The sequence below is a fragment of the Streptomyces sp. NPDC042364 genome, from assembly GCF_056437585.1.
In genome coordinates this window covers 1-26610 of the sequence record NZ_JBWKAJ010000032.1, presented here as the reverse complement: position 1 = coordinate 26610, position 26610 = coordinate 1, and the positions used below count along the sequence as shown (strand labels likewise).

Sequence of the window (26610 nt, the reverse complement as noted above, 5' to 3'; positions counted from 1 at the left end):
GACTGATCCCCCGGCAGCCGCCAGTATGACGAACACCGGAACCACCGATCGCACAGCAACCATCGATCGTCTCGCAGGTCGCGCGGGAGTCGGATCCGGCCGGAATACGCGGCCGGAAGTCGAGCCGGATCCGTAGGGCGGAGGCAGTGGCCGTGTTGCCAGAAGACGCACACGCACGGGAAATCGCGTCAACATCCCTTCAGGGACCCGAGAACGCTCGGGAAGGGAATGCTCCTCAAGAGCTTGAATCCCTTTCGGAGAAGACGACCCGTATCGCGTCGCACCCCGAGAACACCGCGGCGTTCGAGAACGCCGTGGCGGTCGTGGGAATCTCCTGCCGCTTTCCCCAGGCACCCGACCCCGCGGCTTTCTGGCGCCTTCTGATCGAAGGCGGGAGCGCGGTCACCGAAACCCCCGAGAACCGCCGCGACGCGCTCGCCGTATCCGACCCGGCCGCCCCCGGCACCGTCCCCCGCGGCGCCTACCTCGACCACGTCGACCGCTTCGACCCCGGCTTCTTCGCCATCTCGCCGCGCGAGGCCACGGCGATGGACCCCCAGCAGCGCCTGGTCCTCGAACTCGGCTGGGAGGCACTGGAGGAGGCAGCCGTCGTCCCCGGGCGGCTGCGTGGCAGCCGCACCGGGGTCTTCGTCGGCGCCATCTGGGACGACTACGCGTCCCTCGCCCGCCGCCTCGGCCCCGAGACCGTCGGCCGGTACACCCTCAGCGGCCTCAACCGAGGCATCATCGCCAACCGCCTCTCCTACGTCCTCGGCCTGCGCGGCCCCAGCATGACGGTGGACGCCGGCCAGTCCTCCTCCCTGGTCGCCGTCCACCTGGCGTGCGAGAGCCTGCGGCGCGGCGAGTCCGAACTCGCCCTGGCCGGCGGGGTCAACCTCACCCTCGCCCCCGACAGCGCCCGCGCCTCAGCCGGATTCGGCGCACTCTCCCCGGACGGCACCTGCTACACCTTCGACGCCCGCGCCAACGGCTACGTCCGCGGCGAAGGCGGCGCCCTCGTCCTCCTCAAGCCCCTCACCCGTGCCCTCGCCGACGGCGACCGCATCCACTGCGTCATCCGCGGCAGCGCCACCAACAACGACGGTGGCGGCGACGGCCTGACGGCACCCCTGCGCGAGGCCCAGGAGGAGGTGCTGCGCCTCGCCTACCACCAGGCCGGAGTGAACCCCGCCGACGTCCAGTACGTCGAACTGCACGGCACCGGTACCCGGCTCGGCGACCCCGTCGAGGCCGCCGCCCTCGGCGAGGTCGTCGGCCGCGCCCACACCGGTGAAACCCCTCTGCTCGTCGGCTCCGTCAAGACCAACATCGGCCACCTGGAGGGCGCGGCCGGCGTCGCCGGACTCGTCAAGACCGTCCTCTCGCTCAGCCACGGGCAGATCCCCGCCAGCCTCAACTTCGAGAGCCCGAACCCCGCGATCCCCCTCGACACCCTGAATCTGCGGGTCGCGGCCGAGCCCCAGCCGTGGCCCGAGCAGGACGGCCCGCGACGGGCGGGCGTCAGCTCCTTCGGCATGGGCGGCACCAACTGCCACGTCGTCCTGGAGGAATGGCCCACACCCGCACCCGCCGCCGGAACCGGCACGCCCGACGCCGCCGCGCCGCCGACCCACGCCGAGCCGCAAGCGGCCACCCCCGAAGCCGCCGGCACGCTCCCCTGGATCATCTCCGCCCGGACCCGCAAGGCACTGCGCGGCCAGGCCCGCCGACTGCTCACCCGCCTGGGGACCGACCCCGCCACCGACCCGGCCGACATCGCGTACTCGCTGGCCCAGACCAGGACCCGCTTCGAACACCGTGCCGTCGTGCTCGGCACACACAGGGACGAGCTCCTGCGGGGCCTGACCGCCCTCGTGGCCGGCACCCCGTCGAACGATGTCGTCACAGGCGTCGCCCAGCCCTCCGTGAGCACCGCCCCGACCACCGCCGACGGCACCCCCGACACCCCCGGAGCCACCCGCACCGCCTTCCTCTTCGCCGGCCAGGGCTCCCAACGGCTCGGCATGGGACGCGAGTTGTACGAGACGTACCCCGTCTTCGCCGAGGCATTCGACGACGTGGACCGGGAACTGCCCTTCAGCCTGCGGGAGGTGGTGTTCGGCGAGGGACAGGACGACGCCGAGGCCGCGGAGCGGCTGAACCGCACCGAGTACACCCAGCCCGCCCTCTTCGCCCTCGAGGTCGCACTCTTCCGCCTCGCCGAGTCCCACGGCGTCCGCCCCGACGTCGTGTTCGGCCACTCCGTGGGCGAGATCGCCGCGGCACACGTGGCCGGCGTCTGGTCGCTGGCCGACGCCTGCCGTGTGGTCGTCGCCCGGGGACGGCTGATGCAGGCCCTCCCCGCGGGCGGCGCGATGGTCGCCGTGGAGGCGGCCGAGGACGAGGTGCTGCCCCTGCTGAACGACCGGGCCGGCATCGCCGCGGTCAACGGCCCCGGCACCGTGGTGGTCTCGGGCACGCGGGAAGCCGTCGAGGAGGTGAGCGCGCACTTCCGGGCCCGCGACCGCAAGGCGACGGCCCTGCGCGTCAGCCACGCCTTCCACTCCCCGCTCATGGAACCGATGCTCGACGAGTTCCACGCCGTACTCGCCGCCGTCTCCTACGGGCAGCCCGACCTCCCCGTCGTCTCCGACGTCACCGGCCGCCTCGCCACGGCCGAAGAGCTCATGTCCCCCGACTACTGGACCCAGCACGTCCGACGGCCCGTACGGTTCGCCGACGGCGTCCGGACACTGGACGCGATGGGCGCCCGCCGCCTACTGGAAATCGGGCCGGACGGCACCCTGACGGCCCTGGCCGAGCAGAGTCTGCAGGACGAGGACGCGTTCGCGGTCCCCGCCGTACGCAAGGACCGCTCCGAGACCGCGGCCTTCGTCACGGCCCTCGCGGCCCTGCACACCCGCGGCCTCCCCGTCGACTGGACCCCCCTCTTCGCCACGCGCCGCGCCCGCCGTACCGAACTGCCCACGTACGCCTTCCAGCGGCGCCGCTACTGGCTCCCCGACCCCGCCGCCGACGCGACCGCGGCCCCGTCGGCTCCCGGGACCGCCGTGGCCGCTCCGGTCGTCGGGAACGACACCGTCGCCGACGACGAGGACGTCGCCGACGTGACCTCGCCGCTCCATGACCGCCTGGCCGGCCTGCCCCCGCGCGAGCGCCGCGGCGCGCTCCTGGAACTGGTCCGCGACCACGCGGCCCGCATCCTCGACCACGACTCGGCCGACCAGGTCGAGCCCCGCCGCACCTTCAAGGATCTCGGCTTCGACTCCCTCACTTCCGTCGACCTCCGCAACCGGCTCAAGGCCGCGACCGATCTGCCCCTGCCCGCCTCCCTCCTCTTCGACTTCCCGACCCCCGAAGCCGTCGCCGGCTACCTGGACGGCCGGCTCACCGGCGCCGTCACCACCGAGCCCGCCCGCCACGTCCCGACGAGTGCGGGTGACGATCCGGTGGTGATCGTCGGTATGGCGTGCCGGTTCCCGGGTGGGGTGGGTTCGCCGGAGGACCTGTGGCGGCTGGTCAGCGAGGGCGGCGACGCGATCGGCGGATTCCCGTCGGACCGCGGCTGGGACCTCGACGCCCTCTACGACGCGGAGCCCGGCACCCCGGGCCGGGTCTATGTCCGCGAGGGCGGTTTCCTCCATGACGCCGCGTCCTTCGATGCGGGGTTGTTCGGGATCTCGCCGCGTGAGGCGCTGGCGATGGATCCGCAGCAGCGGTTGCTGCTGGAGACGTCGTGGGAGGTCCTGGAGCGGGCGGGGATCGACCCGGCGACGCTGCGGGGCAGCCGTACCGGTGTCTTCGCCGGGCTCGTGGAACAGGGCTACGGAGCCTGTCTGCGCGATGCCGCCGAGGAGTCCGACGGCTATGTGCTCACCGGAACGACCCTGAGCGTGGCGTCGGGTCGTATCGCCTACACGTTTGGTTTCGAGGGGCCTGCGGTGACGGTGGACACGGCGTGTTCGTCGTCGCTGGTGGCGTTGCATCTGGCGGTGCAGGCGCTGCGGTCGGGTGAGTGTGATCTGGCGTTGGCCGGTGGTGTGACGGTGATGGCCGGGCCGGAGATGTTCGTGGAGTTCTCGCGGCAGCGTGGGCTTGCGGTGGACGGTCGGTGCAAGGCGTTCTCGGACGGCGCGGACGGTACGGCGTGGTCGGAGGGTGTGGGTCTGCTGCTGGTGGAGCGGTTGTCGGACGCGCGTCGTAACGGTCATCGGGTGTTGGCGGTGGTGCGGGGGAGCGCCGTCAACCAGGACGGTGCCAGCAACGGCCTGACGGCGCCGAACGGTCCGTCGCAGCAGCGGGTGATCCGGCAGGCGCTGGCCGGTGCGGGGCTGAAGCCGGCCGACGTGGACGCGGTGGAGGCGCACGGTACCGGGACGCCGCTGGGCGATCCGATCGAGGCGCAGGCCCTGCTGGCCACCTACGGCCAGGATCGTGAACGGCCTTTGCTGCTGGGGTCGTTGAAGTCGAACATCGGTCATACGCAGGCTGCGGCCGGTGTGGGTGGTGTGATCAAGATGGTGCTGGCGATGCGGCATGGTGTGCTGCCTCGCACTCTGCATGTGGACGAGCCGTCCTCGCACGTCGACTGGACGGCGGGTTCGGTTGAACTGCTGATGGAGGAGCGCGGGTGGCCCGAGACGGGCCGTGCGCGCCGGGCCGGTGTGTCGTCGTTCGGTATCAGTGGCACCAACGCCCACGTCATCCTCGAACACGTCCCGCACATCGCGGTGGAGGCCGAGTCGTCGTCCGGGCCGGTGGTGGGCGCGTTGGCACCGGTCGTGGTGTCGGGTGCGAGCGAGTCGGCGGTGCGCGGTCAGGCGGAACGGCTGTCGGCGTGGCTGCGGGACATGTCCGACGAGGGCGTCCGTGTGCCCGATGTCGCACTGGCGTCGGTCACGAGCCGGGCCGTGCTGGATCACCGGGCGGTCGTCCTGGCCACCGGTCGGGACGACTTGCTGCGGGGCTTGCGCGCGCTGGCCGAGGGCGTGGACGCGCCGAAGCTGGTCCGGGGCGCGGCGACACGTTCGGGCAAGACGGCCCTGCTCTTCGCCGGGCAAGGGTCCCAACGCCTGGGCATGGGCCGGGAGCTGTACGACACGTACCCGGTGTTCGCCGAGGCCTTCGACGCCGTGGACGCGGAACTGCCCTTCAGCCTCCGTGAGGTGGTGTTCGGTGAGGACGCCGACCTGCTGAACCGGACCGAGTTCACCCAGCCCGCGCTCTTCGCGCTGGAAGTGGCGCTGTTCCGGTTGCTGGAGTCGTGGGGTGTGCGCCCGGACGTCCTCGCCGGGCATTCGATCGGTGAGATCGCTGCCGCGTATGTGGCGGGGGTGTGGTCGCCGGCGGACGCGTGCCGTCTGGTGGCGGCCCGGGGCCGGTTGATGCAGGCCCTGCCGGAGGGTGGGGCGATGGTCGCGCTCCAGGCCACCGAGGAGGAGGTCCTGCCGCTCCTCGGTGACGAGGTGGGCATCGCCGCGGTCAACGGCCCGAGGGCCGTGGTGATCGCCGGTGTCGCGGACGCCGTGGAGCAGGTCGCCGCGCACTTCCGGGGCAAGGGCCGCAGCGCCACGGCGCTGCGGGTGAGCCATGCGTTCCACTCGCCGCTGATGGAACCGATGCTCGACGACTTCAGGGCCGTTGCCGAATCACTGACCTACCGCGAACCCCGCCTGGCCATGGTCTCCACGCTCACCGGGACCGCCGTGGAGCCCGCACGGCTCATGACCCCTGATTACTGGGTACTGCACGTACGCCAGGCCGTCCGCTACGCCGACGCCGTGCGCACACTCGCGGCACAAGGGGTCGCGCGGTTCGTGGAGCTCGGTCCTGACGGCACGCTGACCGCGCTCGCTCAGGCATGCCTCGACGTGGAAGGCGACGGACCGCTGCTGCTGTCCTCCCTGCGCAAGGACCGGCCGGAGACCGAAGCGGTGCTGACCGCGATCGCCGGCCTGTTCACCCGGGGCGACGATGTGGACTGGCGCGAGGTCCTCGCAGGGAGTGGGGCGCGTCCGGTCGAGCTGCCGACGTACGCCTTCCAACGCAAGAGCTACTGGCCCACCAAGGCAGGAGACGCGTTCGACGGTGACGTCTCCGGACTCGGCCTCTCGGCCGCTGATCACCCTCTGCTCGGGGCGGCGCTGACACCGGCCGACTCCGAGGGTGTGGTGTTCACCGGTCTGCTGTCACTGCGGAGCCACCCGTGGCTGCGGGACCACGTGGTCTCCGGAGCGGTTGTCTTCCCCGGAACCGGCTTCCTGGAACTGGTCCTCCGCGGGGCCGACCAGGTGGGATGCGACCAGGTGGAGGAACTGACGATCGCCGTCCCGCTGGCGCTCCCCGAACACGGCGGTGTCGTGGTCCAGGTGCTGGTCGACGGCCCGGACGAATCCGGACGCCGCGGCGTCAGCGTCTTCTCCCGGCCGGACGACGCGACGGACGGCCAGACGTGGACCCTCAACGCCACCGGTGTGGTGAGCGGTGCGCCCGCGGACCGGCACCCTGACCGTGCCTTCGACGTCGATCTCGGCGTGTGGCCGCCGCGGGACGCGGTGGCGGAGCCGGTCGACGGCGTGTACGAGGCTCTGGCCGGGCTGGGGCTGGCGTACGGGCCGGTGTTCCAGGGCCTGCGTGCCATGTGGCGGCGCGGCGACGAGGTCTTCGCCGAGGTGGCGTTGCCCGAGGCCCACGATGAGCTCGCGGACAGGTTCGGGATGCACCCCGCGCTGCTGGACGCCGTCCTGCACGCCGTCCTGCGAGGCACGTTCGGCGCCGACGACTCACTCAGGCTGCCGTTCTCCTGGCGCGGTGTGTCGCTGTGGGCCTCGGGCGCGCGTGAACTGCGGGTACGGGTGGCTCCCGCGGGGGCGGACGCGGTGACGCTCGACCTCGCGGACGCGACCGGCGCCGCGGTCGCATCGGTGGACTCGCTGGTGCTGCGGGAGATGACAGGGGAGATCGCCCCGGCCGACGGTGGACGAGACGGCCTGTTCCAGCTCGACTGGAAGCGGATCCCGGCCGCCGCCGGACCGGCCCCCCAGGTGAGGAGCGGACTGCCCGAACCGGGTGAGGCCGTGACCGGTGACGTGCTGGTGCGCTTGGAGCGCCCTGACGGCGTTCAGCCGGCAGCCGCCCATGCCGTCGCCCGCACAGCGCTCGAAACGGTACGTGCCTGGTTGGCGGAGGATCGGTTCGAGGGTGCGCGGTTGGTGGTGGTCACCGAGGGGGCGGTGGCGTGGGGTGGTGGGGCCGGGGATCCGGTGTTGTCGGCGGTGTGGGGTTTGGTGCGGGCGGCTCGGGCGGAGAATCCGGGTCGGTTCGTGCTGGTTGATGTGGACGGCGCGGATGAGTCGTGGGCCGTGGTGGGTGGTGCTCTGGCTTCTGGTGAGGCCGAGTTCGTTGTGCGTGCGGGGGGTGTGTTCGTTCCGCGTCTGGTGCGTGCGGTGTCGGGTGGGGGGCTGGCGGTTCCGGCGGGGGAGTCGGCTTGGCGGTTGGACATCGTGGAGAAGGGCACGCTGGAGGGGCTTGGGCTGCGTCCGGTCCCTGAGGCGGATGCCGAGCCGGCGCCGGGGCAGGTTCGTGTCGCGGTGCGTGCGGCGGGCGTCAACTTCCGCGACGTGCTGAACGCGCTTGGTATGTACCCCGGTGATGCGAAGGACTTCGGTCTGGAGGGCGCGGGTGTGGTGACGGAGGTCGGCCCGGGTGTTTCGGGGCTGGCCGTCGGCGACCGGGTGTTCGGGATGTTCTCGGGTGCGTTCGGTCCGGTTGCGGTGGCGGACGCCCGCACGGTGGCCCGGATTCCGGAGGGTTGGTCGTTCGCTGAGGCTGCGTCGGTGCCGATCGTCTTCCTCACCGCCTACTACGCGTTGACCGATCTGGGGGGTCTGCGCTCGGGTGAGTCGGTGCTGGTGCATGCGGCTGCCGGTGGTGTGGGTATGGCGGCGGTGCAGTTGGCGCGGTATCTGGGTGCTGAGGTGTTCGGTACGGCGAGTGCCGGCAAGTGGGACACGCTGCGTGGGCTGGGTCTGGACGGGGGGCACATCGCTTCCTCTCGTGACACGGGGTTCGAGGCGGCGTTCCTGGCGGCGACCGGTGGTCGTGGTGTGGATGTGGTGCTGGACTCGCTGGCCGGTGAGTTCGTGGATGCCTCGTTGCGGTTGCTGCCGCGTGGTGGCCGGTTCCTGGAGATGGGCAAGACCGACGTCCGTGATCCGGAGGTGGTGGCGGCCGGGCATCCGGGTGTGATGTACCGGGCGTTCGATCTGATGGATGTGGAGCCGGAGCGGATCGGCGGGATGCTGTCCGATCTGGTGGGGTTGTTCGAGGCGGGGGTTCTGCGGCCGCTTCCCGTCACCTGTTGGGATGTGCGCAGGGCTCCGGAGGCGTTCCGGTATCTGTCGCAGGCGCGGCATGTGGGCAAGGTGGTGTTGAGCGTCCCGGTGCCGTTGGACCGGGACGGGACGGTGCTGGTGACCGGTGGCACGGGTGGTCTGGGGTCGTTGGTGGCCCGTCATCTGGTGACCGAGCATGGGATACGGCGTCTGCTGTTGGCCGGCCGCCGGGGCTTGGAAGCTCCCGGTGCTCGCGAACTGGTCGCGGGATTGCACGACTTGGGTGCCGAGGTCAAGGTGGTGGCGGTGGATGTCGCCGACCGGGACCAGGTGGCCGACGTGCTGGCCGCCGTACCTGCGGAGCATCCGCTGACCGCGGTGGTGCACACCGCCGGCGTCGTCGATGACGGTGTGGTGGGTTCGCTGACCGAGGAGCGGCTGGCGAAGGTGCTGCGGCCGAAGGTGGACGCGGTGACGCACCTGCACGAGCTGACCCGTGACGCCGACCTGTCCGCGTTCGTGGTCTTCTCTTCGGTCATGGGCACCTACGGTGGTGCGGGCCAGGCCAACTACGCGGCCGCCAACGCATTCCTGGATGCGTTCGCCTCCTTCCGCCGGACGGCGGGGCTGCCCGCGGTGTCCCTCGGATGGGGGCCCTGGGCCCCCGGGGCCGGTATGACGGCCGAGCTGAGTGAGGCAGACCTGCGGCGCATGGCACGCCAGGGCATGCAGCCGCTGGCTCCGGAGCGGGGCCTGCGCCTCCTGGACGCTGTGCTCGAACAGGGTTCTGGCCTGGAGCGAGCGGCGGTGCTGCCCATCGACCTCGATCTCGCGGAGCTGCGTCGGCGACCGGCGGAAGAGGTTCCCGCCGTGCTGCGTGCCCTGGTCCGGGTCCGTGGTCGTAGGAAGGCAGAAGCCGGAACCGGAAGCGGCACGCGGCACCAGGACCTCAGGGCACAGCTGTCGGCGGCTTCGCCGGCAGACCGCGACCGGATCGTGTCCGACCTGGTCCAGGCAGCTGCGGCCGCTGTTCTCGGCCATGCTTCCACCGCTGACATCGAGGTGGACCACACCTTCAAGGAGCTGGGTTTCGACTCCCTGACCTCGGTGGAACTGCGCAACCGGGTGAACGCCGCCACCGGCATGAGGCTCCCCGCAACCCTGATCTTCGACTACCCCACACCTGCGGCCCTGATCCGCCACATAGGGACGGAACTCCTGGGCGGAGACGGGCAGGCACTCACTGCCACACTGCCCGTGCCGACGAGTGTGAGTGACGATCCGGTGGTGATCGTCGGTATGGCGTGCCGGTTCCCGGGTGGGGTGGGTTCGCCGGAGGATCTGTGGCGGCTGGTCAGCGAGGGCGGTGACGCGATCGGTGGGTTCCCGTCCGACCGCGGCTGGGATCTTGACCGGTTGTATGACCCCGAGCCGGGGGTGCCCGGACGTACGTATGTCCGTCACGGCGGTTTTCTCTATGACGCCGCGTCCTTCGATGCGGGGTTGTTCGGGATCTCGCCGCGTGAGGCGCTGGCGATGGATCCGCAGCAGCGGTTGCTGCTGGAGACGTCGTGGGAGGTTCTGGAGCGGGCTGGGATCGACCCGGCGACGCTGCGGGGCAGCCGCACCGGTGTCTTTGCCGGAGCCATGGCCCAGGACTACGGTGCGTCGCTGCGAGGAACTTCCGAAGGCACTGACGGCTACCTGCTGACCGGGAACACCGGCAGTGTGGCGTCGGGTCGTATCGCGTACACGTTTGGTTTCGAGGGGCCTGCGGTGACGGTGGACACGGCGTGTTCGTCGTCGCTGGTGGCGTTGCATCTGGCGGTGCAGGCGCTGCGGTCGGGTGAGTGTGATCTGGCGTTGGCCGGTGGTGTGACGGTGATGTCGACACCGGACACGTTCGTGGAGTTCTCGCGGCAGCGTGGGCTTGCGGTGGACGGCCGGTGCAAGGCGTTCTCGGACGGCGCGGACGGTACGGCGTGGTCGGAGGGTGTGGGTCTGCTGCTGGTGGAGCGGTTGTCGGACGCGCGTCGTAACGGTCATCGGGTGTTGGCGGTGGTGGCGGGTTCGGCCGTCAACCAGGACGGTGCCAGCAACGGCCTGACGGCGCCGAACGGTCCGTCGCAGCAGCGGGTGATCCGGCAGGCGCTGGCCGGTGCGGGGCTGAAGCCGGCCGACGTGGACGCGGTGGAGGCGCACGGTACCGGGACGCCGCTGGGTGATCCGATCGAGGCGCAGGCCCTGCTTGCCACCTACGGCCAGGATCGTGAACGGCCTCTGCTGCTGGGGTCGTTGAAGTCGAACATCGGTCATACGCAGGCTGCGGCCGGTGTGGGTGGTGTGATCAAGATGGTGCTGGCGATGCGGCACGGTGTGCTGCCGCGCACTCTGCATGTGGACGAGCCGTCCTCGCACGTCGACTGGACGATCGGTGACGTCGAGTTGCTCGCTGAGGAGTGCCCGTGGCCCGAGACGGGCCGGGTGCGTCGGGCGGGTGTGTCGTCGTTCGGTATCAGTGGTACCAACGCCCACGTCATCCTTGAACAGGCCCCTGACGCGGTGGTGGCCGTGGAGAGCACCGACGTCGCCGAGGGGTCGGTGTTGCCGTGGGTGTTGTCCGCGGCCGGGGGTGGTCTGTCGGCCCAGGCCGAGAACCTGGCGGCCTTCGTGGAAGCACGGCCGGATCTTGCTCTCTCCGCCGCCGCCCGGGCGCTGGCGACCACCCGGACGGTGCTGGAGCACCGCGCGGTGGTCCTGGCCGCCGACCGCGACGAGCTGCACCACGCCCTCAGCGCTTTGACCGAGGGCCGCACGGAGCCCGACGTCATACGGAACTCCGCGCAGGGCAGCGGCCGTACGGCCTTCCTGTTCGCGGGTCAGGGCTCGCAACGCCTGGGTATGGGCCGGGAGTTGTACGAGGCGTATCCGGTGTTCGCGGGGGCCTTCGACGCGGTGGACGCGGAACTGCCCTTCGATCTGCGGGGGGTGGTGTTCGGTGAGGACGCGGACCTGCTGAACCGTACGGAGTTCGCGCAGCCGGCGTTGTTCGCGCTGGAAGTGGCGTTGTTCCGGTTGCTGGAGTCGTGGGGTGTGCGCCCGGACGTGCTGGCCGGTCACTCCATCGGTGAGATCGCTGCGGCGTATGTGGCGGGGGTGTGGTCGCTGGCGGACGCGTGCCGTCTGGTGGTGGCGCGGGGCCGGTTGATGCAGGCGCTGCCGGAGGGTGGGGCGATGGTCGCGCTCCAGGCCACCGAGGACGAGGTGCTGCCCCTGCTGGGCGACGAGGTGGGCATCGCGGCGGTCAACGGACCCCGGGCCACCGTGATCTCGGGTGCGGCCCAGGCAGTGGAGGAGATCGCGGACCGCTTCCGTGGCGAGGGCCGCAAGGTGACGGCGTTGCGGGTGAGTCATGCGTTCCACTCGCCGTTGATGGAGCCGATGCTCGATGAGTTCCGGGCTGTTGCCGAGGCTCTCGTCTACCGTGAGCCGTGCCTGGCCATGGTCTCGACGGTGACCGGTGAGGTGGCGACGTCCGAGGAGTTGATGTCGGCGGACTACTGGGTGGAGCACGTGCGTCGGCCGGTGCGGTTCGCGGGTGCGGTGCGGCGGTTGGACGAGCAGGGTGTGTCCCGGTTCGTGGAGCTGGGGGCCGACGGCACGCTGACCGCGCTGGCGCAGAGCGGTCTGGACGACGGTCCGGCGGGTCGTCTGCTGACTCCCACCCTGCGCAAGGATCGCGCGGAGGCCCGTTCCGTACTCTCGGCGGTCGCGGAACTGTTCACGCGAGGCGCTTCGCTCGACTGGGCGGCTGTCTTCGCCGGTACGGCCGTCGCCGCGACGCCCGTCGATCTGCCGACGTACGCGTTCCAGCGACGCCGCTTCTGGCCGACCAGCTCGGCGTCGGGTGATCTGGGTGCGGTCGGGTTGGGTGCGGCGGGTCATCCGTTGCTGGGTGCCGCGGTGGAGTTGGCCGGTGGTGACGGTCTGCTGTTGACCGGTCGGGTGTCGTTGGTCGCGCAGGAGTGGTTGCGGGACCATGTGGCGGCGGGTGTGGTGGTGTTTCCGGGGACGGGCTTCCTGGAGTTGGCGTTGCGGGCCGGTGAGCAGGCGGGCTGTGACCGGGTGGAGGAGCTGACGATCGCGGCGCCGTTGGTGGTGCCGGAGCGGGGTGGGGTTCGGGTTCAGGTGCGGGTGGGTGCGGCGGACGACGCCGGCCGGCGCATGCTGGAGATCCACTCCCGTCCGGATGACCTGCCCGGCGACCTCCCGTGGACCTTGCACGCGACGGGTGTGCTGGCGGCACTGGCCCACTCCACGCCTACGGATGCGTTCGACTTCGGTGTGTGGCCGCCGCGGGATGCGGTGGTGGAGCCGGTCGACGGTGTGTACGAGGCTCTGGCCGGGCTGGGGCTGGCGTACGGGCGGGTGTTCCGGGGTCTGCGTGCGGTGTGGCGGCGTGGTGACGAGGTCTTCGCCGAGGTGGGGCTGCCCGAGGAGCACGAGGAAGCGGCCGAACGGTTCGGTGCGCATCCGGCGCTGGTCGACGCGGCTCTGCACGCGGTGATGTTCACGCCGGTGTTCGGTGACGGTCGGGCGCGGTTGCCTTTCTCGTGGTCGGGTGTGTCGTTGTGGGCGTCCGGTGCGCGTGCGCTGCGGGTGCGGATGGTGGCGCTCGGGTCGGACGCGGTGGCGTTGGAGCTGGCGGATTCCTCGGGTGGTCTGGTCGCCTCGGTGGAGTCGCTGACGCTGCGGGAGGCATCCGGTGGCCTGGCGGAGACGTGCCCCGTCCACGTCGACAACCTCTTCCAGACCGACTGGACTCCGGTGCCGGTCCAGATTTCCGACGGACGAGCCGCGCACGCTCTCGACCTCCACACCAGTCTGCCCGCCGCGGATGTCGAACCCGGTACGGACGTCATGGTGCACGTGGGACGGAGGGCCGGCCGCGCGGCGGAGGCCGCGTACGAGGTCACCGCTGAGGTGCTCGCCCATGTGCGGACCTGGCTGGCGGAAGAGCGGTTCGAGGGTGCCCGTCTGGTGGTCGTCACCGAAGGGGCCGTCGCGGTCGACGAATCGTCCCCCGATCCGGCCCTGACAGCGGCGTGGGGCCTGGTCCGCGCGGCACGCGCCGAGGCACCGGACCGGTTCGCGTTGCTCGACGTGGACGGCACGGACGAGTCCTGGGCCCTGGTGCCGGCGGCTCTCGCCACGGGCGAACCGGAGCTGGCGCTGCGCGTCGGCACCGCCTACGCGCCCCGACTGGTTCGCACCGTCAGTCATCCGGGGCTGGCGGTTCCGGCGGGGGAGTCGGCTTGGCGGCTGGACATCATGGAGAAGGGCACGCTGGAAGGGCTTGGGCTGCGTGCCGTGACGTCCGAGGAGTTGGCCGAGCACCAGGTCCGTATCGCGGTGCGTGCGGCGGGCGTCAACTTCCGCGACGTGCTGAACGCGCTTGGTATGTACCCCGGTGATGCGAAGGACTTCGGTCTGGAGGGCGCGGGTGTGGTGACGGAGGTCGGCCCGGGTGTTACGGGGTTGGCCGTCGGCGACCGCGTGATGGGCCTGTTCTCCGGCTCGTTCGGTCCGGTTGCGGTGGCGGATGCGCGGACGGTGGCCCGGATTCCGGAGGGTTGGTCGTTCGCTGAGGCGGCGTCGGTGCCGGTCGTGTTCCTGACCGCCTATTACGCGTTGACCGATCTGGGTGGTTTGCGCTCGGGTGAGTCGGTGCTGGTGCATGCGGCTGCCGGTGGTGTGGGTATGGCGGCGGTGCAGTTGGCGCGGTATCTGGGTGCTGAGGTGTTCGGTACGGCGAGTGCCGGCAAGTGGGACACGCTGAGGGGACTCGGTCTGGACGGGGGGCACATCGCTTCCTCTCGTGACACGGGGTTCGAGGCGGCGTTCCTGGCGGCGACCGGTGGTCGTGGTGTGGATGTGGTGCTGGACTCGCTGGCCGGTGAGTTCGTGGACGCCTCGTTGCGGTTGCTGCCGCGTGGCGGCCGGTTCCTGGAGATGGGCAAGACCGACGTCCGTGATCCGGAGGTGGTGGCGGCCGGGCATCCGGGTGTGATGTACCGGGCGTTCGATCTGATGGATGTGGAGCCGGAGCGGATCGGCGGGATGCTGTCCGATCTGGTGGGGTTGTTCGAGGCGGGGGTGCTGCGGCCGCTTCCCGTCACCTGTTGGGATGTGCGCAGGGCTCCGGAGGCGTTCCGGTATCTGTCGCAGGCGCGGCATGTGGGCAAGGTGGTGTTGACCGTCCCGGCGCCGTTGGACCGGGACGGGACGGTGCTGGTGACCGGTGGCACGGGTGGTCTGGGGTCGTTGGTGGCCCGGCATCTGGTGACCGAGCATGGGATACGGCGTCTGCTGTTGGCCGGCCGCCGGGGCTTGGAAGCTCCCGGTGCTCGCGAACTGGTCGCGGAGCTGGGTGACTTGGGTGCCGAGGTCGAGGTCGTGGCGGTGGATGTCGCGGACCGGGACCAGGTGGCCGACGTGCTGGCCGGGCGTTCACTGACCGCCGTCGTACACACCGCCGGCGTCCTGGACGACGGCGTGGTCGCCTCCCTCACCCCGGACCGGCTTGCCAAGGTCATGCGTCCGAAGACCGATGCCGTGGAGCATCTGCACGAACTGACCCGTGACGCGGACCTTGCGGCTTTCGTGGTCTTCTCCTCCGTCGCCGGTACCTTCGGCGGTGCTGGCCAGGCCAACTACGCGGCTGCCAACGCCTTCCTGGACTCCTTCGCCGCCCGCCGCCGCTCTTCCGGTCTACCGGCGACCGCCCTCGCCTGGGGCCCCTGGGCCCCCGGCGCGGGCATGACCGCCGAGCTGACCGAGGCGGACCTGCGGCGTCTGGCACGGAACGGGATGCTTCCCCTCGCCCCCGCCCAGGGCCTCGGACTGCTGGACACGGTGCTGCACCAGGGCGCGAGCATGGAACGTGCCGTCGTACTGCCCGTCGACATGGACATCGCGGCGCTGCGCAGGCGGGCACCGGAGGATGTGCCCCCGCTGTTGCGCGCTCTGGTTCGCAGCCATGGCCGCCGCAGGGCCGGGAACGGGGCCGGCGGCGAGGCAACGAACCTGCGGCAGCAGTTGCTCGCCCTTCCGGTGGCCGAGCGTGAACGCTTCCTGCGGGACTTCGTATCGGCGCAGGCGGCCTCCGTTCTGGGACATGGGTCGACACAGGGTGTGGACGCGGAGCACACGTTCAAGGACCTCGGCTTCGACTCGCTCACTTCGGTTGAGCTGCGCAACCGGCTGAACGCCGGGACCGGTATGCGTCTTCCCGCCACGCTGGTCTTCGACTACCCGACCCCGGCTGATGTGGCGCGCCTTGTGCTCGCGGAGCTGGTGGAAGACGGCGGGGCCGACACCGTCACCACCGACGCGATGCTGCCCGTCCCGACGAGCGTGCATGACGATCCGGTGGTGATCGTCGGTATGGCGTGCCGGTTCCCGGGTGGGGTGGGTTCGCCGGAGGATCTGTGGCGGCTGGTCAGCGAGGGCGGTGACGCGATCGGCGGGTTCCCGTCCGACCGTGGCTGGGATCTTGACCGGTTGTATGACCCCGAGCCGGGGGTGCCCGGACGTACGTATGTCCGTCACGGCGGTTTTCTCTATGACGCCGCGTCCTTCGATGCGGGGTTGTTCGGGATCTCGCCGCGTGAGGCGCTGGCGATGGATCCGCAGCAGCGGTTGCTGCTGGAGACGTCGTGGGAGGTTCTGGAGCGGGCTGGGATCGACCCGGCGACGCTGCGGGGCAGCCGCACCGGCGTCTTCGCCGGAGCCATGGCCCAGGACTACGGCTCCTTCCTTCGCTCGGGTGAGCTCGACTCCGGCGGATACCTCATGACCGGGAACACCGGCAGTGTGGCGTCGGGTCGTATCGCGTACACGTTTGGTTTCGAGGGGCCTGCGGTAACGGTGGACACCGCCTGTTCCTCTTCCCTGGTGGCGTTGCATCTGGCGGTGCAGGCGCTGCGGTCGGGTGAGTGTGATCTGGCGTTGGCCGGTGGTGTGACGGTGATGTCGACACCGGACACGTTCGTGGAGTTCTCGCGGCAGCGTGGGCTTGCGGTGGACGGTCGGTGCAAGGCGTTCTCGGACGGCGCGGATGGTACGGCGTGGTCGGAGGGTGTGGGTCTGCTGCTGGTGGAGCGGTTGTCGGACGCGCGTCGTAACGGTCATCGGGTGTTGGCGGTGGTGCGGGGGAGTGCGGTCAACCAGGACGGTGCCAGCAACGGCTTGACGGCGCCGAACGGTCCGTCGCAGCAGCGGGTGATCCGGCAGGCGCTGGCCGGTGCGGGGCTGAAGCCGGCCGACGTGGACGCGGTGGAGGCGCACGGTACGGGGACGCCGCTGGGTGATCCGATCGAGGCGCAGGCGCTGCTTGCCACCTACGGTCAGGATCGTGAACGGCCGCTTTTGTTGGGGTCGTTGAAGTCGAACATCGGTCATACGCAGGCTGCGGCCGGTGTGGGTGGTGTGATCAAGATGGTGCTGGCGATGCGGCACGGTGTGCTGCCTCGCACTCTGCATGTGGACGAGCCGTCCTCGCACGTCGACTGGACGGCGGGGGAGATCACCCTGCTGACCGAGAGTGTCGAGTGGCCCCGGTCGGACGACCGGCCCCGGCGGGCGGGTGTGTCGTCGTTCGGTATCAGTGGTACCAACGCCCACGTCATCCTTGAACAGGCCCCTGACGCGGAGGAGAACGACCCGCGCGGTACGAAGCACGACGACGAGAACACCGAAAGCCGTACCGTCCTCCTCCCCCTCTCCGCCGCCGAACCCCGGGCCCTGCAGGCCCAGGCCGAGCGTCTGGTGGATCTCCTGGTGTCGAACGCCGAACTGTCGCACCGGGACGTCGCCCTGTCCCTCGCGACGACGCGTTCCGCGCTGGAGCACCGTGCCGTGGTGCTGGCCGCCGACCGTCAGCAGGCCATGCTCGGCCTGCGGAAGTTGGCCGAGCAGCAGTCGTCCGAGCAGCAGTCGTCCGAGCAGCAGTCGTCCGGACAGGTGATCAGCGGCACCGCGGTCGCCGGGGGCCGACGGCCGGCCTTCCTGTTCGCCGGTCAGGGCTCGCAACGCCTCGGTATGGGCCGGGAGCTGTACGCAACGTATCCGGTGTTCGCCGAGGCCTTCGACGCCGTGGACGCCGAACTCCCCTTCGATCTACGGGAGATCGTGTTCGGTGAGGACGCCGACCGCCTGAACCGTACGGAGTACGCGCAGCCCGCGCTGTTCGCGCTCGAAGTCGCCCTGTTCCGGCTGCTGGAGTCCTGGGGTGTGCGCCCGGACGTGCTGCTCGGTCACTCCATCGGTGAGCTGGCCGCCGCGCATGTGGCGGGGGTGTGGTCGCTGACGGACGCGTGCCGTCTGGTGGCGGCCCGCGGCCGGCTGATGCAGGCCCTCCCGGCGGGCGGGGCGATGGTGTCGCTCCAGGCGTCCGAGGACGAGGTGCTGCCGCTGCTGGCGGGCCGGGAGAGCGAGGTCGGCATCGCCGCCCTCAACGGTGCGGAGGCGACCGTGGTCGCGGGCACCGAGACCGCCGTCGAGGAGATCGCGGACCACTTCCGCGGCCAGGGCCGCAAGGCCACCGGCCTGCGCGTCAGCCACGCCTTCCACTCGCCGTTGATGGAGCCCATGCTCGCCGAGTTCCGCGCGGTCGCGGAGAGCCTGGCGTACGGTCGTCCGCGACTGGCCGTCGTCTCGGGGCTCACCGGCGACCTCGCCGACGCCGACGACCTGATGACCGCCGACTACTGGGTGCGGCACGTCCGCCACGCCGTGCGGTTCGCCGACGGCGTTCGCCGGGTCCGGGCCGAGGGGATCTCCCACTGGCTCGAGTTGGGGCCGGACAGCACCCTCACCGCGCTGGCGCGGGCCGAGGTGGACGGCGACCCCGCCGAGCGGACGCTCTTCGTGACCGCCCTGCGCAAGGACCGCGACGAACCCGGCACACTGCTGACCGCCGTCGCCGAGTTGTACGTCCGCGGCACCGAACCGCACTGGCCGGCCGTGTTCGCGGGCAGCGGCGCCCGCCGCGCCGACCTGCCGACGTACGCGTTCCAGCGGCAGCGCTTCTGGCCGGGCGCCCCGAACGCCACTGCCGCGGACGCGGCCGGGCTCGGGCTCACCGCCGCCGGGCATCCGCTGCTCGGCGCCGAAGTCGCACTGGCGGAGGGCAGCGGGGCCGTGCTCACCGGCAGACTGTCCCTCGAGACCCACCCGTGGCTGCGGGACCACGCCGTGGCCGGCACGGTCCTCTTCCCGGGCACCGGCTTCCTGGAACTGGCGCTTCAGGCGGGTCTCCGCTTCGGCTGCGCACGTCTGGCCGACCTGACTCTCGAAAAGCCACTGGTCCTCACCGAGCACGGCGGCGTACGGATCCAGGTCGCCGTCGGCGGCTCGGACGCGTCGGGACGGCGGACCGTGTCCATCCACTCGCGGTCAGACGCCGCCGAGGCCGCGGCCGAGGGCTGGGTGCGGCACGCCGAGGGCGTCCTGGACGCGGACCCCACCGATGAGGCGGACGGCCTCGACGGCGTGCGTGACTTCCAGAACTGGCCGCCCGCGGAAGCCACCCCGATCCCGCTGCACGGCTTCTACGACCGACTGGCGGACGACGGCTACACCTACGGTCCCGTGTTCCAGGGCCTGCACGCCGTCTGGCGCCACGGCGAGGACGTCTACGCCGACGTACGTCTCCCCGGCGACCAGCACGACGAAGCCGGGCGCCACGGCCTGCACCCGGCCCTGCTGGACGCCGCGCTGCACGCCTGGCTCGCCGCCGGGCGGGCGTCGGCGGTCGCCTCCGGCGGGGCACCCGCCGGAGGCGGAGTGCGGCTGCCGTTCTCCTGGAGCGGCGCCTCGCTGACGGCGGTCGGCGCGTCCGCCGTGCGGGTGCGACTGGCTCCCGTGGACGAGGACACGATCACGCTCACCGCCGCCGACGCCGAGGGCCGTGGTGTGGCCCGCGTCGACGCCCTCACCCTGCGCGAGCTGAGCCGGGACGCGCTGGTTCCCGCCACGTACGGTCCGGCGCCGGCGCGGGAGGCCCTGTTCCGGCTGGACTGGACCGCCCTGCCCGCGCCGTCCGCTCCCGACCCCGGACAGGACGTCCAGTGGGCCGTCGTCGGGCCCGGTATCGCCGGGCTGAGCGAGGCGCCGGCCGGCCACTACCCGGACGTCACCGCCCTGGCCGAGGCGGTCGCCGCGGGAACGCCTCTGCCGGGCGCGGTACTCGTCGCCTGCGATCCGTCCACGAGCGGGGCACCGGCCACGCCGTCCGCCCACGACGGCATCGCGGCCGGACCGGCGCCGCAGCCGGACCCGTACGGCACCGAAACGCCGGACCCGGTGGACGTCACCAGGACCGTGCTGCACCGTGTCCTCTCCCTCGTACAGGGCTGGCTGGCGGACGACCGCCTCGGCGCCGCCCCGCTGGTGCTGGTGACCCGGGGCGCGGTCCCCGCCGACGGCGACCGGGCGCTCACCGACCCGGTGGCCGCCTCCGTCTGGGGGCTCGTCCGCACCGCGCAGTCGGAGCACCCCGGACGCCTGATCCTGCTCGACCTCGCCCCCGAAGCCACCGACGCCCCCGCCTCCACCACCCCTGCTCCCGCCGCAGTCGACGACGCCGGTGCCCGAACCGACCGCACCGACCCGGCCCCCGCCCTCGCCTCCGGCGAACCGCAACTCGCCCTGCGCGGCGGTGTCACCCACGTCCCCCGGCTGGCCCCGGCCGGAACCGGCGGCGCGCTGCTCCCGCCGCCCGGGGAGTCCGTCTGGCGACTGGACGTCACCACGCCCGGCACCCTCGACAGCCTGGCTCTCGTCGGCTGCCCGGACGTCACAGGACCGCTCGCCCACGGCCAGGTGCGGGTGGCGATGCGGGCCACCGGCGTCAACTTCCGCGACGTCCTGGTCTGCCTGGGCATGCTCGACCGCGAGGTCCCCGGCCGCGAGGGCGCGGGCGTGGTCCTGGAAACCGGCCCCGGCGTCACCGGACTCACTCCCGGTGACCGAGTGCTCGGACTCTTCTCCGGCGCGTACGGCCCGCTCGCCGTGACCGACCACCGTCTGCTCACCCGGCAGCCCGACGACTGGTCCTTCACCGAGGCCGCAGCGGCCCCCATCGTCTTCCTCAGCGCCTACCACGGCCTGGTGGACCTGGCGGACCTGCGCCCTGGCGAGGCCGTCCTCGTCCACGCGGGGACCGGCGGCGTCGGCATGGCCGCCGTCCAGCTCGCCCGGCACCTGGGCGCCGAGGTCTTCGCCACCGCCGCACCTGCCAAGTGGGACACCCTGCGGGCGATGGGCCTGGACGACGACCACATCGCGTCCTCGCGCGACACCGGCTTCGAGGAGAAGTTCCTGCGGGTGACCGCCGGCCGCGGCATGGACGTCGTCCTGAACTCCCTGGCCCGGGAACTGATCGACGCGTCGTTCCGGCTGCTGCCACGCGGCGGACGCTTCATCGAGATGGGCAAGACCGACCCGCGCGACCCGCGGACCGTCGCCGCCGAGCACCAGGGCGTGGTCTACCGGGCGTTCGACCTCAGGGACGTCGACCCCGACCACACCGCCGAGATGCTCACGGCCGTGCTCGCACTGTTCGAGCAGCGGGCACTGCGTCCGCTCCCGGTCACCACCTGGGACGTACGGCGGGCCCCGGAGGCGTTCCGCCACCTCAGCCAGGCACGCCACACCGGCAAGATCGTCCTCACCGTCCCCGAGCTGCCGGCCGACCTCGCCCGCACCCCGGCCGAGCACGCACGTACCGCGGCGGACACCGGTCACGTACGGGGCCCGGAACACACCCGCCCCCACGGCACCGTCCTGATCACCGGTGGCACCGGCACCCTCGGCGCGCTGTTCGCACGGCACCTGGTGACCCGCCACGGTGTCCGCCATCTGCTGCTGACCAGCCGCAGCGGTCCGGACGCCCCGGGCGCCGCCGGGCTCCGCGACGAACTGACCGCGCTGGGCGCCACCGTCACCGTCGCCGCCTGCGACATCGCCGACCGGCACGCCCTGGCCGCACTGCTCGCCGAAATCCCCGCCGACCGTCCGCTGACAGCGGTCGTCCACGCGGCCGGCCTCCTCGACGACGGCATCCTGGACGCCATGACGCCCGACCGCGTCGACCGCGTCCTGCGCCCGAAGGCACAGGCCGCGTGGAACCTGCACGAACTGACCCGCGACCTGCCTCTGTCGGCGTTCGTCCTCTTCTCCTCCGTGGCCGCCACCTTCGGCAGCCAGGGGCAGGCCAACTACGCCGCCGCCAACGCCTTCCTCGACACCCTGGCCCAGTACCGCAGGGCCCGGGGACTGCCCGCGCTCTCCCTGGCCTGGGGTCTGTGGGAGACCGACGACGGCATGGCGGGCACCCTCGGCGCGGCGGACCTCCGGCGCATCGGCCGCATGGGCCTCGCCCCCCTCCCGGCGGACGAGGGCCTGGCCCTGTTCGACGCCGCCCTGACCGCCGACCACGCACTGTTGCTGCCCACCCGCCTGGACCTGGCCGGGCTGGAACGCCGCGGCGCCGAACCGCCCGCCCTGCTCAGGGCGCTGGCCCGGACCCCGGTCCGGCGGGCCGCGGCGGACACGTCCCGCACCGCGGGAGGCACGCAGGACGACAGCGGTACGAGCGTGTCGTTCACCGAACTGTTGCGGCCGCTCTCCGCCGAGGAACGGGAACGGGCCGCCCTGGACCTGGTCCGCACCCACACCGCGGCGGTCATCGGGCACGCCGACCCCGAAGCGGTCGACGCCGACCGGCCGTTCAAGTCACTGGGCTTCGACTCGCTCACCGCGGTCGAGATGCGCAACCGGCTCGGCGCGGCCACCGGACTCACCCTGCGGGCCACGCTGGTCTTCAGCTATCCGACCCCCGCCGTCCTCGCCCGCCACCTGCTGGAACAGTGCGCACCGCCGGACGAACGACCGGCCGACGTCCTCCTCGCCGAACTCGACAGGCTCGAATCCGTCATGGCCGACGCGCACCGCACGGCCGACGGAGCGGAGAGCGACGACGCGCTCAACGACAAGGTGACCGCCCGACTGCGGGACCTGCTGACCCGGTGGACGGGCGGCACGGAAGGCACCACGACGACCGCCACCGGACTCGAATCCGCGACGGACGACGAGATGTTCGACCTCATCAACAAAGAGCTGGGCATTTCCTGACCCCGACCGACCCCGGACCGCTCAGGACCCGACGTCTCCGGACCCCCTCGGGGCTCCTCCCTAGGAAGTGGCATCGAATGGCGAGCAACGAAGAGAAGCTGCGGGACTACCTCAAACTGGTCACGGCCGACCTTCGTCAGACACGCAAGCGTCTGCAGGACCTCGAGGAACAGCGGCAGGAACCCGTCGCGATCGTCGCGATGGGGTGCCGCTTCCCCGACGGCGCGGACACCCCCGAGGCCCTGTGGCGGCTCCTGGCCTCCGGCACCGACGCCGTCACCTCCTTCCCGACCGACCGCGGCTGGGACCTGGACGCGCTGTACGACCCGGACCCCGACCGGCCCGGAACCTCGTACGTCCGTGAGGGCGGCTTCCTCCACGAGGCACCGCTGTTCGACGCCGAGTTCTTCGAGATCTCGCCCCGCGAGGCCCAGGCCATGGACCCGCAGCAGCGGCTCCTCCTGGAGACCTCCTGGGAGACCGTGGAGCGCGCGGGCATCCTGCCGGCCTCCCTGCGCGGCTCGGCCACCGGCGTGTTCGTGGGCGCCATCGCCCAGGACTACCTGCCACGCTCCCACGACTCCCAGGCCGACCTCGGCGGCCATCTGCTCACCGGCAGCACCATCAGCGTCGCCTCCGGCCGCATCGCCTACTCCTTCGGCCTGGAGGGCCCCGCCGTCACGGTCGACACGGCCTGCTCGTCGTCCTTGGTGGCCCTCCACCTCGCCGTACGGTCACTGCGCTCCGGCGAGTGCGACCTGGCGCTCGGCGGCGGCGTGACCGTCATGTCCGGCCCCGAGATGTTCGTCGACTTCGGCAGGCAGCGCGCCCTCGCGGCCGACGGCCGGTGCAAGGCGTTCTCCGCCGCGGCCAACGGCTTCGGGCCCGCCGAGGGCGTCGGCATACTGCTCCTCGAACGCCTCTCCGACGCCCGCCGCAACGGCCACCCCGTACTCGCCGTGATCCGCGGCAGCGCCGTCAACCAGGACGGTGCCTCCAACGGCCTGACCGCCCCCAACGGCCCGGCCCAGGAACGGGTCATCCGCTCGGCTCTGGCCGACGCCGGCCTGACAGGCGAGGACATCGACGCCATCGAGGCCCACGGCACGGGCACGCCCCTCGGCGACCCCATCGAGGCGGAGGCGCTGCTGGCCACCTACGGCGCGGCACGACCGGACGACCGCCCCCTGTGGCTCGGCTCGGTGAAATCCAACATCGGCCACACGCAGGCAGCGGCCGGCGTCGCCGGCGTCATCAAGCTCGTGCTTGCCATGCGCCACGGCCTCCTGCCCCGCACCCTGCACGCCGACGAGCCGTCCCGGCACATCGACTGGACCGCCGCCGACCTCCGCCTGCTCACCCATGAGCAGCCCTGGCCCCGCCCCGACGACCGGCCCCGCCGTGCGGCCGTCTCCTCCTTCGGTATCAGCGGCACCAACGCCCACCTGATCGTCGAGGAGGCGCCCGCACCCGAGACACCGGACGGGGAGGGCGAGGCGGACCACGCATCCACGAGTGCCCCCGCCCCGACCGGCCCGAAGCGGCCCACCGGTGAACAGCCGCTGCCCTGGGTGGTCTCCGCCCGCAGCCGCACCGCACTGCACGCGCAGGCCGCACGGCTGCTCGCACATCTCGACGACGAGTCCCACCCGGACCCGGCCGGCATCGGCCGCGCCCTCGTCACGACCCGCTCCACCTTCGAACACCGGGCCGTGATCACCGGACGCACCCTGGACGACCTGCGCACCGGCCTCACCGCCCTCGCCGCCGGCGAACCCCACCCGCTCACCGTCACCGGCAGCGCCCGCCCCGGCGGACGGCTGGCCTTCCTGTTCACCGGCCAGGGCTCGCAACGACTGGGTATGGGCCGGGAGTTGTACGAGGCGTATCCGGTGTTCGCGGAGGCCTTCGACGCGGTGGACGCGGAACTGCCCTTCAGCCTCCGTGAGGTGGTGTTCGGTGAGGACGCGGACCTGCTGAACCGTACGGAGTTCGCGCAGCCGGCGTTGTTCGCTCTCGAAGTGGCGTTGTTCCGGTTGCTGGAGTCGTGGGGTGTGCGCCCGGATGTTCTGGCGGGGCATTCGATCGGGGAGATCGCTGCGGCGTATGTGGCGGGGGTGTGGTCGCTGGCGGACGCGTGCCGTCTGGTGGTGGCCCGCGGCCGGTTGATGCAGGCGCTGCCGTCCGGCGGTGCGATGGTCGCGCTCCAGGCCACCGAGGACGAGGTGCTGCCCCTGCTGGGTGACGAGGTGGGCATCGCGGCGGTCAACGGTCCCCGGGCGGTGGTGGTCTCGGGTGCGGCGCGGGCGGTGGAGGACATCGCGGACCACTTCCGTGCCCAGGTCCGCAAGGTCACCGCGCTGCGGGTGAGCCATGCCTTCCACTCGCCGCTGATGGAGCCGATGCTCGACGAGTTCCGGACCGTGGCCGAGACCCTCACCTACAGTGCCCCACGTATCGCCGTGATCTCGAACGTCACCGGCCGCCCGGCCGAACCCGACGAACTCACCTCCCCCGACTACTGGGTGCGGCACGTCCGTCGTCCCGTCCGCTTCGCCGACGGCATCCGCGCTCTGGCGGAGCGCAAGGTCGGCCGCCTGCTGGAACTGGGCCCCGACGGCCAGTTGACCGCCCTGGCCCAGAGCTGCCTGGACGGCGGCTCCGCTGTCTTCGCGACCGCCCTGCGCAAGGACCGCGCGGAGCCCGAGAGCCTCCTCACCGCCCTCGCCGAGCTCCACGTCAGCGGCCTTCCGGTCCGCTGGGAGACGGCGTTTCCCCAGGACGAGCCGGCGGCCGGCGGACGCGAGCGGCTCGCCCTGCCGACGTACGCGTTCCAGCGGCGCCGTTACTGGTCCCGGGACACGGGCTCGGCGTCGGGTGATCTGGGTGCGGTCGGGTTGGGTGCGGCGGGTCATCCGTTGCTGGGTGCCGCGGTGGAGTTGGCCGGTGGTGACGGTCTGCTGTTGACCGGTCGGGTGTCGTTGGTCGCGCAGGAGTGGTTGCGGGACCATGTGGTGGCGGGTGTGGTGGTGTTTCCGGGGACGGGCTTCCTGGAGTTGGCGTTGCGGGCCGGTGAGCAGGCGGGCTGTGACCGGGTGGAGGAGCTGACGATCGCGGCGCCGTTGGTGGTGCCGGAGCGGGGTGGGGTTCGGGTTCAGGTGCGGGTGGGTGCGGCGGACGACGCCGGCCGGCGCACGCTGGAGATCCACTCCCGCGCCGAGGACGCCCTCGACTCCGATCCGTGGACGCTCCACGTGACCGGCGCGCTGTCCCCGGCCGGAGAGGCGTCGCCTGCCGGTTCCTTCGACTTCGGTGTGTGGCCGCCGCGGGACGCGGTGGTGGAGCCGGTCGACGGTGTGTACGAGGCTCTGGCCGGGCTGGGGCTGGCGTACGGGCAGGTGTTCCGGGGCCTGCGTGCGGTGTGGCGGCGTGGTGACGAGGTCTTCGCCGAGGTGGGGCTGCCCGAGGAGCAGGAGGCGGTCGCGGAGCGCTTCGGTGCGCATCCGGCTCTGCTCGACGCGGCTCTGCACGCGGTGATGTTCACGCCGGTGTTCGGTGACGGTCGGGCGCGGTTGCCTTTCTCGTGGTCGGGTGTGTCGTTGTGGGCGTCCGGTGCGCGTGCGCTGCGGGTGCGGATGGTGGCGCTCGGGTCGGACGCGGTGGCGTTGGAGCTGGCGGATTCCTCGGGTGGTCTGGTCGCCTCGGTGGAGTCGCTGACGCTGCGGGAGGCATCCGGTGGCCTGGCGGAGACGGGCCCCGTCCACGTCGACAACCTCTTCCAGACCGACTGGGTGAGGGTCCCCACGAGCCCGGGCCCCGCCCCCGCGGCTGTTCTCACCGAGCTGCCGGAACCCGACGAGACGGTTCCCGCCGATGTGCTCGTCCGGATCGAGCGCCCCGCCGACGACAGCGCCGCGGCCACCCACGCCACGACCACGCGGGTCCTCGGCCTCCTCAAGGAGTGGTTGGCGGAGGATCGGTTCGAGGGTGCGCGGTTGGTGGTGGTCACCGAGGGGGCGGTGGCGTGGGGTGGTGGGGCCGGGGATCCGGTGTTGTC

2 protein-coding genes are annotated in these 26610 nt (G+C 71.9%); both read left to right on the top strand.

What is annotated here, in order from left to right:
* Positions 1-314: 314 nt before the first annotated feature.
* The gene (locus tag AC067N_RS36810; protein WP_478683308.1) at positions 315-22553 is read left to right on the top strand and encodes an SDR family NAD(P)-dependent oxidoreductase; all 22239 of its coding nucleotides are present in this window, start codon (positions 315-317) and stop codon (positions 22551-22553) included.
* A gap of 77 nt (positions 22554-22630) precedes the next feature.
* A partial coding sequence (locus tag AC067N_RS36805; protein WP_478683307.1) for a type I polyketide synthase occupies positions 22631-26610 on the top strand: 3980 nt, incomplete at its 3' end.